This window comes from Variovorax sp. KBS0712 (genome assembly GCF_006323185.2).
Taxonomy (GTDB): domain Bacteria; phylum Pseudomonadota; class Gammaproteobacteria; order Burkholderiales; family Burkholderiaceae_C; genus Variovorax; species Variovorax boronicumulans.
In genome coordinates this window covers 1,468,923-1,483,324 of the sequence record NZ_VCCD02000001.1, presented here as the reverse complement: position 1 = coordinate 1,483,324, position 14,402 = coordinate 1,468,923, and the positions used below count along the sequence as shown (strand labels likewise).

The following is a 14,402-nucleotide window of genomic DNA, read 5'->3' as shown; positions in this document are numbered from 1 at the left end:
GTGTGCCGCCCCATGCCCTCGCCTCTTCCCCGTTCCTTCTCCCATCTCGCCTGGGCCAATCTTGCGGCGCAGTCCGCCGAACAACTGAGCCTCGCGGCCGTGCCGCTGGTGGCCGTGCTCGCGCTCGGCGCCGGGCCGGGCGAGATCGGCTTCCTGGCGGCGGTGCAGACGCTGCCCTTCCTGCTGGTCTCGCTGCCGATGGGCCTGCTCGCGGACCGCATGTCGCGCCGTCGGTTGATGGTGTGGGCCGAGGGGCTGCGCGCCGTGTCGCTGCTGGCTCTGCTCGGCATGGTGCTGTCGTCGACGCTGGGCATCGGCGGGCTGGCCGTGCTCGGCTTCCTCGGCGCGGTCGGCACCGTGGGCTTCAGCGTCGCGGCGCCCGCGCTGGTGCCGGCCCTCGTGCCGCGCGACGCGCTGGCGCGTGCCAACGGGCGGCTGGAGTTGGCCCGCAGCGCCGCCTTCACGGCCGGGCCTGCGCTCGCGGGCGCGCTGGTCGCGTGGGCTGGCGCGTCGTCGGCCTTCGTGCTGGCGTCGGTGCTGTCGGTGGCGGCCGTGGGCCTGTTGCTGCGCCTGAACGAAGCGCCCCGCCCTGCAGCCCCGTCGCGCCATCCACTGCGCGACGTGCACGACGGCGCGCGCTTCGTCTGGCAGCACGCTTTCTTGCGGCCGATGCTGATGACCGGCGCGGTCTTCAACATCTCGTGGTTCGTGCTGCTGGCGGGCTATGTGCCTTATGCCGTGCGCGTGCTGGGCCTCGGCGCGCAGGCCGTGGGCTTCACGCTTGCGATGTACGGCGCGGGCATGGTGGTCGGTGCACTGCTGACCTCGCGCGTGACGGCACGACTGCCTTTCGGGCGCGCGATCCAGGTCGGGCCGGCGGTGGCGGTGGCCGCCGCCGCGACGATGGCAGCCACGCTCGTCGTGCCGACCGCCTCGCTGGCCGCGCTCTCGTTCTTCCTGTTCGGCGCGGGGCCGATGGTCTGGGTCATCACCTCGACCACGCTGCGCCAGAGCGTGACGGCCTCGGCGATGCTGGGCCGCGTGTCGGCGGTGTTCCTCACGGTGAATGCCGGTGCGCGCCCCGTGGGCGCGGCGCTCGGCGGCCTGGTCGGCGCCTTGTGGGGCGAGCCGGCCTGCCTGCTGCTGGCGCTCGCGGGCTTCGTGCTGCAGGCCGCGATCATCTTCGGTTCGCGCATCGCGGGGCTGCAACGGCTGCCCGTGCCGGCGGCCTGAACGTTCAGGCTCAGAACAGCGAACGCGTCCCGCTCGGCGTGGCGCCTTCGATGTCGAGCATGCGCAGTTTGGTCAACGCGCCGCCGCCCGCGGAGAAACCACCGGGCTTGTTGCCCGCGGCCAGCACGCGGTGGCACGGCACGACCGGCGCGAAGGGGTTGTGGCCCATGGCCTGACCGACCGCGCGCGACAGGCCCTTGTCGCCGAGCTCTTCGGCCACCTCGCCGTAGGTGCGCGTCTGCCCCGGCGGAATGCGCCGCGCGATCGCATAGACGCGCTGATAGAACTCGGACACGCCGCGCATGTCGAGTTCGATGTCGCACAGATCGTCGGTCGCACCTTCGAGCAGCGCCTGCACACCCGCGATGGCGTGCTGCGCGCGCGGCGACGGCGGGGCTTCTTCCAGATCAGGAAAGCGTCGGTGCATGCGTGCACGCGTCGCCGCCTCGCCCCGTTCTTCGGGCAGTTGCACACCGACCAGCCCCTGCGGCCCCCAGGCCAGCGCGCAGACGCCGATGGCGGTCGGGAACAAGGCAAAGCCGGAATCGGAAGGAGATGCGGCAGTCATCGAAGCATTGTGATTCAAGGTTGAAAAACGACGCGCGGACGTGGGCGCGAAGCCCACTTCCGCAGAAGAGAAAAAGTACCAGCCAAACACCCCGAAATACCAGACTTTCACTCGGCACTTCGAGGCATTTCCGCTCATCCTTTCGAACGCACCGAACGTCGGCAAGCCGTTGTCGGACATGTGCATCGCCCCCTAGTCTCGCGCCCAGAAGTTGTCGGCTGAAATTCCAAAACAACAGGGAGAGACATGCACATGAGGCCACGCGATTCTTCGCGGCCCGCGCGGCTGCGCGACCAGCGCGGACTGACCGCCATCGAGCTGATGGTCACGCTGGCGATCCTCGCGATCCTGATCGGCATCGCGGCGCCTTCGATGTCGCGCTTCGTCGTGCAATGGCGGCTGTCCAACGCCGTCAATGCCGTGACCGGTTCGCTGCGCATCGCGCGCACTGAAGCCATCGCCCGCGCAAGAGCCGTCGTCGTCTGCCAGTTGCGCGCTGGCACCGCGGTCGACTGCGAAACCGGCTCGGGCGGCAACGATCTAGCGGCCGGCTGGATCGTCTTCGTCAACAACGACCGCGACGGCGACTTCTCCTGTTCCGAATCGACAGACGAGGTGCTGCTGCGGCAGGACGCACTGCCCGGCATCGCGAAGATCGCCCTCGGCAAAGCAGGCCGCTTCGTCTTCCTGCCCAACGGGCTGGTGAGTTCGGGAAGCAACAGCATCACGGTCGAGGCCCCCGGTTTCGAAACAGCCAGTACCACCCCATGGGCACGCAAGACGCTGTGCATCAGCAAGCCCGGGCGCATCCGCTACGCCGCGGATGGCGAAGATTGTTCGGGCAACGACGAATGAAGCGCCCCACACAACAACGCGGTGCCACCCTCATCGAGGTGCTGGTCGCCATCGTCATCCTGGCCATCGGCCTGTTCGGCATGGCGGGGCTCACGTCGGCGGCCCTCAAGTACAACCAGTTCTCGCGCATGCGCGCCACCGGCCTGAGCCTGGTGAACGACTACGCGGAACGTGCCCGCGCCAACCTTGCGGGCTTTGCCGGCTACACCCACGCCAAGGCCTACAACGCCAGCGCGCGCGAGGCGGCCTCCACGGACCCCACGCCGCCGCCAGCCGCCTGCGAGGTCGACACCTCCGTTCCCGACAGGCCGGTCAACACCTGCGGCGCGGCCATTGCCGCCTACGACCTCGCGCAGTGGCTCACGAATGTCGGGAACCGGCTGCCTGGCGGCACGGCCTACGTCACGACCGAACTGGTCGACGCGGCCTCCGGCGTGAACGGCCTGCCGGCCACGCGCGTGCTGAACATCTGGCTGATCTGGCGCGCCATCGCGGAGGACACGGGCTTCGCGCTGCACCAGGCCTGCCCCATCGCCGGCGCCAACATCGCGGCCCCGACAGAGGTGAACTGCATGTACTTCCGGGTCACGCTGTGAGCACCGTCTTCACTGTTCCCCCGCGCAGGCGCAACCCGGCTCGCGGCTTCACGCTGATCGAGCTGATGATCTCGCTGACGATCGGGCTGGTGATCCTGGCCGCCGCCCTGTCCACGTTCTCGACCTCCAGCCGCAGCAGCCAGCTGTCGCAGGCCGAGACGCAGTTGAACGAGGACGGCATCCTCGCGCTCAACCTGATCCAGCAGCAGCTCAAGCAGGCCGGCTATTCGCAGCAGCTCATCCCGAGCAACGGCGCCACGGTGATGGGCAACTACGCCGGCCCCGCCGTGCGCGGATGCACCGGCGGATTCACCGACGCCGCAGCCGCCTTCGACAAGCTGTCGTGCACGGGCAAGGGCAGCGACGCCATCGCCGTCCGCTACGAAGCCACCACCGACAACACCATGCCCACGGGCACCGACGCCAAGCTGGCGACGAACTGCCTGGGCAACGGCATCAACGCGCTCACGCCATCGCAGGTGAGACCGCCTCCCACGCCGACCCCCGGCGCGCGCCCACCCGGCAACTACGCCCTGGCCGACAACCGCTATCTGGTGACAGACGCGAGCACGGCGCCGATGCTGTCCTGCCGCGGGATGGAAAAGCGCGACGCCGTCAACGCCATCGGCGCCTCGCAGCCGTTGCTGGCCAACGTCGAGAGCATGCGCATTCTTTATGGCGTGGCCAGCCGTCCCAGCATCGAGCTGGCGGCCACCTACGACCCGCTGCGACACCAGATCGTCAAGTACCTCGATGCCGCGGGTGTCGATGCCCTGCCCGGCAGCGGCGTCCTGGCCGATCTCGCCGAAGACCGCTGGAGCCGCGTGCTGAGCGTGCGCGTGTGCCTGCAGATGCGCAGCGACCGGCCGGTGCGCGACGTGCCCGACGGTGGCCTTTCCTACAAGCGATGCGACAACACCGACCGCACCGGCACCGACGGCTACCTGCGCAGGACCTTCACCACCACGGTGCTGCTGCGCAACCGCCTGATCACCCCATGAACACGAAGCCATCCCCTCTTCCGCGCCGCATCGCCGGTGGTGCGTACGAACGCGGCGTCGTGCTGATCGTCACGCTGATCCTGGTCGTGATCCTGTCGCTGGTCGGCACCTTCGCAATCCGCAATGCCACGCAGAGCGAGCGCAGCGTGAACGGCATCCGATCAGCCGAAGTGGCCCGCGAGGCCGCGGAGACCGCGCTGCGCTTTTGCGAACAGGTGGCCATCTTCGACGGCGACGACAAGGACTACACCGACTACGCCTCCGTCGGCATGCGCGCCCGGATCATCACGACCCCCATCGGCTCGGAGTTCGACGAAGCCGCGGCATGGCGCAAGAAGGCCAGCTGGGTCGGCAACAGTGCGATCGCCGTTCCGAAGGCGTATGTCAACAAGAAGCCCACCGGCACCACGGTCGACGCGACGCCCCTGGAGATCGAACCGCGCTGCCTCATCCAGAAGATCGCCACCACCTCGACGCCCAGCCTGACCGGCTACCTGATCACCGCCCGGGGCTTTGCCAACAACGCCAGGTTCGAGACGTCGACCGGCGTCGCCACCCAGGGCGCCGAAGCGTGGCTGCAGTCCGTGCTGACGCGCGACAAATGACTTCATGACCTTCATCGCCATGACACACCTGTCCCCCGGTTCCTTGCACTCCCGCCGCGGCTTCACGCTGATCGAAGTCATGGTCGTCGTCGCGATCGTCGCCATCCTGGCCGCCATCGCGCTGCCGAACTACCAGGAGCATGTGCGCCGCTCCAAGCGCGCCGAAGCCCAGGGCATCCTGATGGAGGCCGCGCAGTTCATGCAGCGCTACTACTCGGCGAACGATCGCTACACCGCTGCCGCGGGCGATGCCGGCGAGGAGACTGAGCAGAAGAAAGGCGCAGAGAGCCTGTTGCCCAAGGCTTTGCAGCAGTCGCCGAAGTCCGGCGCCGCCAACTACACCATCGCCGTCTTCGCGCGCGACACCCCGCCCAGCTACATCCTCAAGGCCACCCGCACCGGCAGCATGACCGGCGACCGCTGCGGCACGCTGACCTTGAGCGGCCTGGGTGTGAAGGACATGGATGACGAGGTCACGGGACTGCTGACGAAGGAGTGCTGGAGATGAATCTCGCACGTCCCATCAGGACCCCACTTTCAACCGCAGGAACAACCGCATGACCACCGCGCGCACGCTTTCTTGTTCCGCCCCCACCCATGCCGCGCGCGTGCGGCGGGCATTCGCCGCCTTGGCCGCCACGCTGCTGCTGCCCATGGACGGCATACTCGCTGCCACGACACCAAGCCAGGCCCCCCTCTACAACGCCGTGCCGGGCGCCAAGCCCAACCTGATGTTCGTGCTGGACAACTCGGGGTCGATGGAGGAAGAAGCCCAGGACGGGTATTCAGTGAATGACAAGTGCAAGGGTGACGAGAAAGACTGCGCGGGCCAGTACGGTTGGTACGCGATGCGGTCCAGCAACATCAATACCCAGTACTACAACCCGGCCATCAGGTACTTCGCCAGAGTCAACGCGGATGGAAGCGAGCAGGAACGCTCGACCTATTTTGTCGACAACCAGAGCTCCACCTTCAGGAGGCCCATTCACAACACGGGCTCAAGCATCTCCCAAGAGAAATTCACCTACGTTCAATGCAAGAACGGTGACTGCTCCCAACCGGCCACCCGAACCGTCGTAACCATCAACAACCCGCCCGGTTCCGGCACCGTCAACCTGCCCGGCGGACACAAGCGGACAGATTGCGGCGTGGCGGTCGCCAAATGCACGGCCGAACTTGAGCGCCAGAACATCGTCAACTGGTACGACTGGTATCGCACCCGCTCACTTGCGGTCAGCACGGCCCTCGGCCTGGCGATGCAGAGCTACGACAGCAAGTTCAGGGTTGGGTACGTTCAGTACAACCAGAGCGTTGCGGTCGTCGATCCGAAAAACCCCGCAAAGCCCGCCGAATACATCGTCAGCGGCGTCAACCATTTCAAGGACGAATCCACCGTTTTGGGCCAGAAATGGAAGTCCAGGTTCTATCGCTGGATCTACGACATCGTCCCCAACGGAGGAACGCCGAGCCACAACGCCCTGAGACTCGCCGCCGACTATTACGCCGGCAAGGAGACCACGACCTATGCGGCCTCCTCGCTGACCAACCCGTGGAAGAACGATCCCAACGACGCGACAAGTGGCGAATTGAGCTGCAGGCGCGCCTACGCCATCGTGCTGTCCGATGGCGCCTGGAACGCCGGCACCGCGCAAGCCATCGAGACGAGCGCCACGGCCACGACCGCCAGCACCAACTACGACGGCAAGCCTTCCGGCAGTGCAGCGAAGTTCAAATACGACCCCAAGGGCGCTCCCGCCCGCGACAGCCAGGACCTGCCCCAGAAGCTGAGTGCCAGAAACCTCTACATCCCCTACAGCGATGGCGGCACCAGCAGCAACGGTTTCGCCGACCTGACGGCCCGCTACTTCTGGCACACGGATTTCTCCAGCACCCTGTCCAACGACGTACCACCCGTAGAGGGCCAGCACAACCCCACCTTCTGGCAGAACATGACCACGTACACCATCGGCTGGGGCCTCACGCCTTCGGGCGACTCACCTCTCAAGAAAGGGCTGACGTGGGGGCAGATCGAGAAGTACAACAGCGACTGGCTCGCCGGCAATCCGGCGACGCCGCCGCAGTGGGCAACCGGCGACCTGAACCGCGACGGATCGGACGCGGGCGACGCCCGGCGCGTCGACGACTTCATCCGTGCCGGCTTCACCGGCGGCGGCCGTGCCTACAGCGTGTACTCGGGCGAGGACGTGCGCCGCGCGCTCGACAACGCCTTGAGCAGCATGGTCGGCTCCGGCAACGACGCCGGCGTGGCCGTATCGGGCAACAGCAACGAGTTCCAGACGCTGCAGGGCCAGTACAAGTACACGACCGAATACCAGACGGCCGACAACAGCGGCGACATCAAGGCCTTCGCGCTGAATGCCGACGGCGCCAACGCTGTCTTCGACGATGCCGGAAAGCCGAAGCCGGCCTGGTCCGCCAATGCCAGGATGCCGGCCGTGGACAAGCGCACGATCCTGGCCTTGTCGAACTACGACCCCAACGCCCCCGGGAGCGCCCAGCGCACGGCGCTCACCGACCGCACCCGGCTGAGCGACCTGCCGAGCGATCTCCAGACCCTGCTGAATGCCGACAAGCAACAGGCCACCGACGAACGCTTTGTCCGCTACCTGTTGGGCGAGGACCCGCAGAAGGATGTCGGCGGCACGGTCTACCGGCTGCGCAGGCAGCCCATCGGCGCCTCGGTCAACTCGCCGCCGGTGTTCGTGGGGGGGCGCTTCGACATGGGCTACGGCACCTTCGGCTCGGTCGACGGCAAGGACACCTACCCCGATTACAAGGCACTCAAGACCACGCGCCCTCCCACCATCTTCGCGGCCACCAACAACGGCAAGGTCCATGTGCTGAATGCCGGCAGAAACGAGGCCGCAGGCAGCGAGCTGGCCGCGTTCATGCCCAAGGGCGCCATGGCCTCGCAGATCGACCTCGCCGGCGCGAACTTCCGCCTTCGCTACACGCTCGACGGCCCGCTGGTCGAGCAGGATGTGTACGACAAGAACGGCCAGACCCCGGCTGGCGAAAAGAACACCTGGCGCCAGCTGGTGCTGGGCACGGGCGGACGCGCGGGCCCTTTCATGTACGGACTGGAATCGCCGTTGAACAACGCCGACCGGACCCCGGGCAAGGAACACTTCCTCTGGGAAGTGAACAACAAGCACAAGGACTATCCCCACCTGGGGCATGTGACCAACAACCCCGCCGCGGGCCAGCTGGACGACGGCACCTGGGTCATGCTGACCGGCAACGGCCACTACCCCGAAACACAGAAAGTCGGGTTGTACGTGGTGGAGGCGCTCACCGGCAAGCTCAAGCAATTCATTCAACTCCCCACGGGCTATGGCGGTGAGGTCAGCGGCGGCAACCGTGGCCTGGGCGGCGTGGTCGCGGTGCGGGACAGCACCCGCCGCATCGTGGCGGCCTACGCTGGCGATGCCAACGGCAACCTGTGGCGCTTCGACCTGCGAAGCGCGAAGCTCGCGGCCTCCATTCCCAGGCGGCTGTTCACCACGCCACAGGGCAGAAAGCAGCCCATCTATGCCGCGCCGACCTGGCAGGTCCACCCGGGCGACGGAAGCACGTGCACCTACAGCACCACTTCGCAGTGCGGCGCCATCGTGGTGATCGGCACGGGCATCCTGCTCGACGAAGACGACCTGGCCATGCCAGCCACGAAGCAGGCCCTCTACGGCATCTGGGACCAGACCCCGATCGGAGGCGACGACAAGGCCGGCGCCGTCGCGCTCAGCACCTCGAACCTCGTGACGCAAACCATCATTCCTGCGGCGAAGACCGGCGCCGGCATCGAGGAGGGAAAGGACTTCTACCAGCTCAGCACGAATGCCGTCGATTGGAAAACCAAGAAGGGATGGCAACTGAACCTCGGCACCATCACCCACCCCGGCGCGATGGCCAACGGCGAGCGCGTGGTCGGCGACCTCGCCAACCTGGGCAGCAGCGTGATCGTCTCGTCCTTCCTGCCGGAGGACAAGAAACAGGGCATCGAATCCTGCACGGCCACGGGCAGCCTGCCCAACATCATCTACGTGCTCGACGCGTTGACCGGCAAGAACAAGAACTCCTTCGACGTGGATGGCAACGGCAGCTTCGACGCGTACTCGGTCGTCTCGATCCCCACCGGTGGCTTCACGCGCGGCAACGTGAACTCGCGCAACATGGTCGGGCAGCCCAACGAAGGCCAGCCGGACGGCAAGCCCAGGAGCAGCTGCACCAACGAAACCGGCTTTCTCACCGGCGTGGGCGGCACGCAGAAGGCCGGCGATGGCTGCCCGGACTCCCGCACCTGGCGCCGCAGCTGGCGACAGGTGGTCTCGCCACCCTTCTGAGTTCCGAAAGAGAAAGCCGCAGCCGCCTCAGAGCATCATGTGCCGCGCCAGCAGCACCGCCACATGCACCGCCTCGCGCTGCGCCCCGTCGCCGATCTGGTGCCTGCAGCTCGTGCCGTCCGCCACCACGATCGCATCGGGCCGGGCACGAATGGCGGGCAGCAGGCTCGCCTCGGCCATCTGCATCGACACCTCGAAGTGGCTGGCTTCATAGCCGAAGCTGCCGGCCATACCGCAGCATGAGCTCTCGATCAGCTCGGGCTCGGCGCCCGGAATCAGCTTCAGCACCTCCATGATCGGGCTCACCGCGCCGAAGGCCTTCTGGTGGCAGTGGCCGTGCAGCAGGATCGGTGCGGTGGCCGGCTTCAGTGCAAGTTCGAAGCGCCCTGCCTTGCGTTCGCGGGCGATGAACTCCTCGAACAGCAATGCCTGCTTCGCGGCGGCCTGCGCCTTGTCGCCGAAGCCCATCACCAGCGTTTCGTCGCGCAGCGTGAGCAGGCACGAGGGCTCGAGCCCGACGATGGGAACGCCGGCCTGCGCCAGTGGCAGCAGTGCATCGATCAGCGCCCCGGCGCGAATCTTGGCCTCGTCCACCATGCCGCTGGCCAGGAAGGTCCGGCCGCAGCAGTGGTGCCCGCCGCCCTTCTCCACCGTGTGCAGCGCATAGCCCGCGGCGTGCAGCACGCGCGCCGCCGAAAAGACGTTCTCGCTTTCGAAGGTGCCGTTGAAGGTGTCGACGAACAGCACGGCGACCTTCTCGCCGCGCGCTGCGGCAGCCAGCACCGAGGCCTGATCGGAAAACAGGCCGGCCGCCACCGTGTCCCTCGCCCGCCAGAAGGTGTCGGTGCGCCACTCGGGCAGTGAGCGCTTCGCCGAAAAGCCCAGCATCTTCTCGCCCAGCCATGCCGCGCCCGGCACGCGGTTGCGCAGGTTCAGCAGCCACGGCATGCGGCTGGCGCGGTGCGCGTAGTCGGGCATGTAGGCGACCAGCTTGTCTTTCAGCGTGTGGCCGTGGCGCTTCTTGTAGTGGTCGAGAAACTCGACCTTCATCTTCGCCATGTCGACACCCGTCGGGCAGTCGCGTTTGCAGCCCTTGCAGCCGACGCACAGGTCCATGGTGTCGTGCATGGCCTCGCTGGTGAAGGCGTCGGCGCCGAGCTGGCCCGACAGCGCCAGGCGCAGCGTGTTGGCGCGGCCGCGCGTCAGGTGCTGCTCGTCGCGCGTCACTCGGTAGCTGGGGCACATGGTGCCGGCGTCGAACTTGCGGCAGTGGCCGTTGTTGTTGCACATCTCGACGGCCTTGGCGAGGCCGCCGGTGCTGTCGCCGCCCGTGCCGGGCGCGGTGGTCACCTCGGTCACGGGGTCGGCGTTGACGTTCCAGCTCGACCAGTCGAGCACGGGCTTCAATTCGATGCGGCGGTACGGCCTGGGCGCCGTCGGCGGCGCAAAGCGGAACAACGCGCCGTCGTCCATGCGCGGCGGGTCGATGATCTTGCCGGGGTTGAACAGGCCGATCGGGTCGAGCTGCTGCTTGATCGCGCGAAAGGCCTCGTTGATCGCCGGCCCAAATTGCCATTCGATCCATTCGCCGCGGCACAGGCCGTCGCCGTGCTCGCCGCTGAAGGCGCCCTTGTACTTGCGCACCAGCGCGCTGGCCTCCTCGGCGATGGCGCGCATCTTGGCCGCACCGTCGGCGCGCATGTCGAGAATGGGCCGCACGTGCAGCGTGCCGACCGAGGCATGCGCGTACCAGGTGCCGCGGCTGCCGTATTTGGCGAACACCTCGGTCAGCGCGTCGGTGTATTCGGCCAGGTGTTCGAGCGGCACGGCGCAGTCTTCGATGAAGCTCACGGGTTTGCCGTCGCCCTTGAGGCTCATCATGATGTTGAGGCCGGCCTTGCGCACCTCCCACAGGTTCTTCTGGCGGCCGTCGTCGGGCATCTCGACCACGCTGCCGGGCAGGCCCAGGTCGCCCATCAGCTCGACCAGCCGCTTCAGCTGCGGCAGCAGCGCGGCCTTGTCGGCGCCCGAGAACTCGACCAGCAGGATGGCGGCGGGCTTGCCGATCAGCGCCGTTTCCACGGTCGGCTTGAACGCGGGGTTGGCCAGGCTCAGTTCGATCATCGTGCGGTCGACCAGCTCCACCGCCGTCGGCCCCAGCTTCACGATGTGCTGCGCCGCATCCATGGCTGCATGGAAGGTCGGAAAGTTCACGATGCCCAGCACCTTGGCGCGCGGCAGCGGCGCCAGCTTGAGCTTCAGGCTGCGCGTGTAGGCCAGCGTGCCCTCGGCGCCGATCAGCAGGTGCGCCAGGTTCACGCTGCCGTCGGCCGTGTACGGCTTCTCGCTCTGGTTGTCGAAGATGTCGAGGTTGTAGCCCGCCACGCGGCGCATCACCTTGGGCCAGTGCTGCGCCATGGCGTCGCGGTGCGCTTGCGCCAGCCCGTGCACGAACTGCGCAATGCCCGCCGCGCGCGCGCCCAGCTGGCCCAGCGGCCCGAACTCGACCAGCTCGCCACTCGACAGCCACGCGCTCGCGCCCAGCACGTTGTGCACCATGTTGCCGTAGGCGATGGAGCGCGAACCGCAGGAGTTGTTGCCCGCCATGCCGCCCAGCGTGGCCTGCGCGCTGGTCGACACGTCGACCGGGTACCAGAGCCCGTGCGGCTTGAGTTGCGCGTTCAGGTGATCGAGCACCAGGCCGGGCTCGACCGTCGCGGTGCCCTCTTCCACGTTCACCTCGAGCACCTTGCGAAAGTGCTTGCTGTTGTCGATGACCAGCGCCGCGCCCGTGGTCTGGCCGCACTGGCTGGTGCCACCGCCGCGCGCCAACACCGGCACCTTCAGGTCGCGCGCGATGTCGATGGCGGTGGCGATGTCGCGCTCGTTCGTGGGCACGAAGGCGCCCACCGGCGTGATCTGGTAGATCGACGCGTCGGTGGCATAGCGCCCGCGCGAGCCGTCGTCGAACAGCACCTCGCCCTGCGTGTCGGTGCGCAGCCGGCGCGCCAGCAGTTCGCAGGTGTCGTTGGGCGGAAGAACGGTTCCGGCTGGCTGCATGTGGCTGGCGGGGTCGATGCGCATGGTGGGTGCTTAGCTCGCGTTGTTGCTCGTGGTCTTGCTCTTGGCAGAGGGATAGATCTGCCCGGCGCGCAGCAGCTCCAGCACGGTGTCGCGCTTGCGCAGCACGTGCGCCGTGAGCACCTTGCGCATGGCCTGCGCGTCACGCGCGGCCAGCGCCTGCACCATCTGCTCGTGCTCCTCGACCGCGTGCTTCCACTTGGTCTCGTCCTGGTTGGTGCGAAAGCGCAGTGACTGCACGCGGGCGTTGATCGAGCGGTAGGTGTTCGACAGCACCGGGTTCGCCGCCGCGTCGTTGATGGCCGTGTGGATGCGCGCGTTCAGGCGGTAGTAGCCCGACAGGTCGCGCCGTGCGAAGCAGGCCATCATTTCGTAGTGCAGCGCGCGCACCTCCGCCAGTTCCTCGTCGGTGATGCGCTTGGCCGCCAGCTCGCCCGACATGCCCTCGAGCATCGCCAGCACCTCGAAGGTGTTGAGCACGTCGGCCTCGGTGAGCTTCACCGCCACCGCGCCGCGGTTGGGCAGCAGGTCGACCAGCCCCTCGGCGGCCAGCAACTTGATGGCCTCGCGCAGCGGCGTGCGCGACACGTTCAGCTGCAGGCACAGCTCGCGTTCGTTGAGCTTGGCGCCGGGCGCGATGCGCCCCTCCACCAGCATGGTGCGCAGGCGCGACGCCACCTGGTCATGCAAGGCCAGCCTGGAGATTTCGATGATTTCAGCGGTCATGTGGGATTCCCTTGTCTGCATTTTGAATGCAAAAAATAGCCGATACAACCAGGGTTCATAAGTGTAAACCATCATACATAAATGCATTTTGAATGCAAAACTGAGCACACAAGGAGAGCCCATGCTGCAACTCGACATCCACCCCACCGGCCGTCACTTCCTCCAGATTCCCGGCCCCAGCCCGGTCCCCGACCGCATCCTGCGGGCCATGAGCCTGCCCACCATCGACCACCGCGGGCCCGAGTTCGGCACGCTGGGCCTGAAGGTGCTCGGCGGCATCAAGGAGATCTTCAAGACGAAGCACCCGGTCGCCATCTACCCCGCGTCGGGCACCGGTGCATGGGAAGCCGCACTCGTCAACACGCTCAGCCCCGGCGACCACGTGCTCATGTACGAGACCGGTCACTTCGCGTCGCTGTGGCAGAAGATGGCCACGCGCCTGGGCCTGTCGACCGAGTTCCTGGCCTACACCGGCACCGACACCCACCTGCCGAACGCCCCCAGCTGGCGCCGCGGCGTGCAGGCCGAACTCATCGAGGCGCGCCTGCGCAAGGACACCGAGAAGAAGATCAAGGCCGTGTGCGTGGTGCACAACGAGACCTCCACCGGCGTCACCTCCGACATCGCCTCGGTGCGCAAGGCCATCGACGCGGCGGGCCACCCCGCACTGCTCATGGTCGACAGCATCTCGGGCCTGGCCAGCGCCGACTACCGCCATGACGAATGGGGCGTCGACGTCTGCGTGAGCGGCTCGCAGAAGGGCCTGATGCTGCCGCCCGGCATCAGCTTCAACGCGCTGTCGCCCCGTGCACTCGAAGTCTCGAAGACCGCCAAGCTGCCCAAGGCCTTCTGGGCCTGGGACGAGATCGTCGAGATGAACAAGGACGGCTACTGGCCCTATACGCCCAACACCAACCTGCTCTACGGCCTGTCGGAATCGCTGGACATGATCCTCGGCGAAGGCCTGGACAACGTGTTCGCGCGCCACCAGCGCTGGGCCGCCGGCGTGCGCGCCGCGGTCAACACCTGGGGCCTGCCGATCCAGTGCGCCGACCCGTCCGTGTACTCGCCCGTGCTCACCGGCGTGATCACGCCCGAAGGCGTCGACGCCGACGCCGTGCGCCGCCTCATCCACCAGCGCTTCGACCTCTCGCTGGGCACGGGCCTGGGCAAGCTCAAGGGCCGCATGTTCCGCATGGGCCACCTGGGCGACAGCAACGACCTCACGCTCGTGGCCATGGTCGCCGGCGTCGAAATGGGCATGAAGCTCAGCGGCATCAAGCTGGCGGGCAGCGGCGTGCAGGCGGCGATGGACTACTTCGCGAGCCACCAGGCCGCACCGGTCGGCCTGCAAAAAGCAGCCTGAGCCCGGCGCA

The 14,402-nt window shown here is 67.3% G+C and carries 11 protein-coding genes; 8 read left to right on the top strand and 3 right to left on the bottom strand.

The annotated features are described in order from the left end of the window. The first annotated feature begins 12 nt into the window (after positions 1-12). Positions 13-1,233 (top strand): MFS transporter, encoded by a 1,221-nt coding sequence (locus tag FFI97_RS06745; protein ID WP_144004387.1) that lies wholly within the window; start codon positions 13-15, stop codon positions 1,231-1,233. A gap of 10 nt (positions 1,234-1,243) precedes the next feature. Here FFI97_RS06745 and FFI97_RS06740 read toward each other — a convergent pair whose 3' ends face one another. Next, on the bottom strand, positions 1,244-1,801 hold the full coding sequence (locus FFI97_RS06740; RefSeq protein ID WP_062471436.1) for a methylated-DNA--[protein]-cysteine S-methyltransferase: 558 nt from the start codon (positions 1,799-1,801) through the stop codon (positions 1,244-1,246). 246 nt (positions 1,802-2,047) lie between these two features. Here FFI97_RS06740 and FFI97_RS06735 point away from each other — a divergent pair, with 246 nt between their 5' ends. Genes FFI97_RS06735 through FFI97_RS06710 form a run of 6 tightly spaced genes read left to right on the top strand, consistent with a single transcriptional unit; the run spans position 2,048 to position 9,219 of the window. Next, the gene (locus FFI97_RS06735; protein ID WP_139706611.1) at positions 2,048-2,656 is read left to right on the top strand and encodes a GspH/FimT family pseudopilin; all 609 of its coding nucleotides are present in this window, start codon (positions 2,048-2,050) and stop codon (positions 2,654-2,656) included. Then, complete coding sequence (pilV, locus tag FFI97_RS06730; RefSeq protein ID WP_139706609.1) at positions 2,653-3,252, top strand: type IV pilus modification protein PilV; 600 nt, start codon at positions 2,653-2,655, stop codon at positions 3,250-3,252. Before FFI97_RS06735 ends, pilV begins: the two co-directional genes overlap by 4 nt. Beyond that, positions 3,249-4,253, top strand: a complete 1,005-nt coding sequence (locus FFI97_RS06725; protein WP_260684923.1) for a PilW family protein — start codon at positions 3,249-3,251, stop codon at positions 4,251-4,253. The genes pilV and FFI97_RS06725 overlap by 4 nt, the downstream gene beginning before the upstream one ends. Beyond that, positions 4,250-4,858, top strand: a complete 609-nt coding sequence (locus FFI97_RS06720; RefSeq protein WP_139706606.1) for a PilX N-terminal domain-containing pilus assembly protein — start codon at positions 4,250-4,252, stop codon at positions 4,856-4,858. The genes FFI97_RS06725 and FFI97_RS06720 overlap by 4 nt, the downstream gene beginning before the upstream one ends. 4 nt (positions 4,859-4,862) lie before the next feature. Then, positions 4,863-5,366, top strand: a complete 504-nt coding sequence (locus FFI97_RS06715) for a type IV pilin protein (RefSeq protein WP_139706604.1) — start codon at positions 4,863-4,865, stop codon at positions 5,364-5,366. Between the two features lie 49 nt (positions 5,367-5,415). Next, complete coding sequence (locus tag FFI97_RS06710; RefSeq protein WP_260684922.1) at positions 5,416-9,219, top strand: pilus assembly protein; 3,804 nt, start codon at positions 5,416-5,418, stop codon at positions 9,217-9,219. Positions 9,220-9,246: 27 nt separating this feature from the next. Here FFI97_RS06710 and FFI97_RS06705 read toward each other — a convergent pair whose 3' ends face one another. Together FFI97_RS06705 and FFI97_RS06700 are read right to left on the bottom strand one after the other, a co-directional pair. Then, positions 9,247-12,303 carry an FAD-binding and (Fe-S)-binding domain-containing protein gene (locus FFI97_RS06705; protein ID WP_139706603.1) on the bottom strand — a complete coding sequence of 1,019 codons (3,057 nt, stop codon included), beginning with the start codon at positions 12,301-12,303 and terminating at the stop codon, positions 9,247-9,249. A gap of 9 nt (positions 12,304-12,312) precedes the next feature. Beyond that, complete coding sequence (locus tag FFI97_RS06700; protein WP_139706601.1) at positions 12,313-13,026, bottom strand: GntR family transcriptional regulator; 714 nt, start codon at positions 13,024-13,026, stop codon at positions 12,313-12,315. Between the two features lie 121 nt (positions 13,027-13,147). On the opposite strand from FFI97_RS06700, the gene FFI97_RS06695 reads away from it, so the two are divergent. Further along, on the top strand, positions 13,148-14,392 hold the full coding sequence (locus FFI97_RS06695) for a pyridoxal-phosphate-dependent aminotransferase family protein (protein WP_139706599.1): 1,245 nt from the start codon (positions 13,148-13,150) through the stop codon (positions 14,390-14,392). Positions 14,393-14,402 lie beyond the last annotated feature (10 nt).

Coding starts and splice junctions, on each gene's coding strand:
- FFI97_RS06745 (WP_144004387.1), top strand. CDS start 13: ATGCCCTCGCCTCTTCCCCGTTCCTTCTCCCATCTCGCCTGGGCCAAT.
- FFI97_RS06740 (WP_062471436.1), bottom strand. CDS start 1,801: ATGACTGCCGCATCTCCTTCCGATTCCGGCTTTGCCTTGTTCCCGACC.
- FFI97_RS06735 (WP_139706611.1), top strand. CDS start 2,048: ATGCACATGAGGCCACGCGATTCTTCGCGGCCCGCGCGGCTGCGCGAC.
- pilV (WP_139706609.1), top strand. CDS start 2,653: ATGAAGCGCCCCACACAACAACGCGGTGCCACCCTCATCGAGGTGCTG.
- FFI97_RS06720 (WP_139706606.1), top strand. CDS start 4,250: ATGAACACGAAGCCATCCCCTCTTCCGCGCCGCATCGCCGGTGGTGCG.
- FFI97_RS06715 (WP_139706604.1), top strand. CDS start 4,863: ATGACCTTCATCGCCATGACACACCTGTCCCCCGGTTCCTTGCACTCC.
- FFI97_RS06710 (WP_260684922.1), top strand. CDS start 5,416: ATGACCACCGCGCGCACGCTTTCTTGTTCCGCCCCCACCCATGCCGCG.
- FFI97_RS06705 (WP_139706603.1), bottom strand. CDS start 12,303: ATGCGCATCGACCCCGCCAGCCACATGCAGCCAGCCGGAACCGTTCTT.
- FFI97_RS06700 (WP_139706601.1), bottom strand. CDS start 13,026: ATGACCGCTGAAATCATCGAAATCTCCAGGCTGGCCTTGCATGACCAG.
- FFI97_RS06695 (WP_139706599.1), top strand. CDS start 13,148: ATGCTGCAACTCGACATCCACCCCACCGGCCGTCACTTCCTCCAGATT.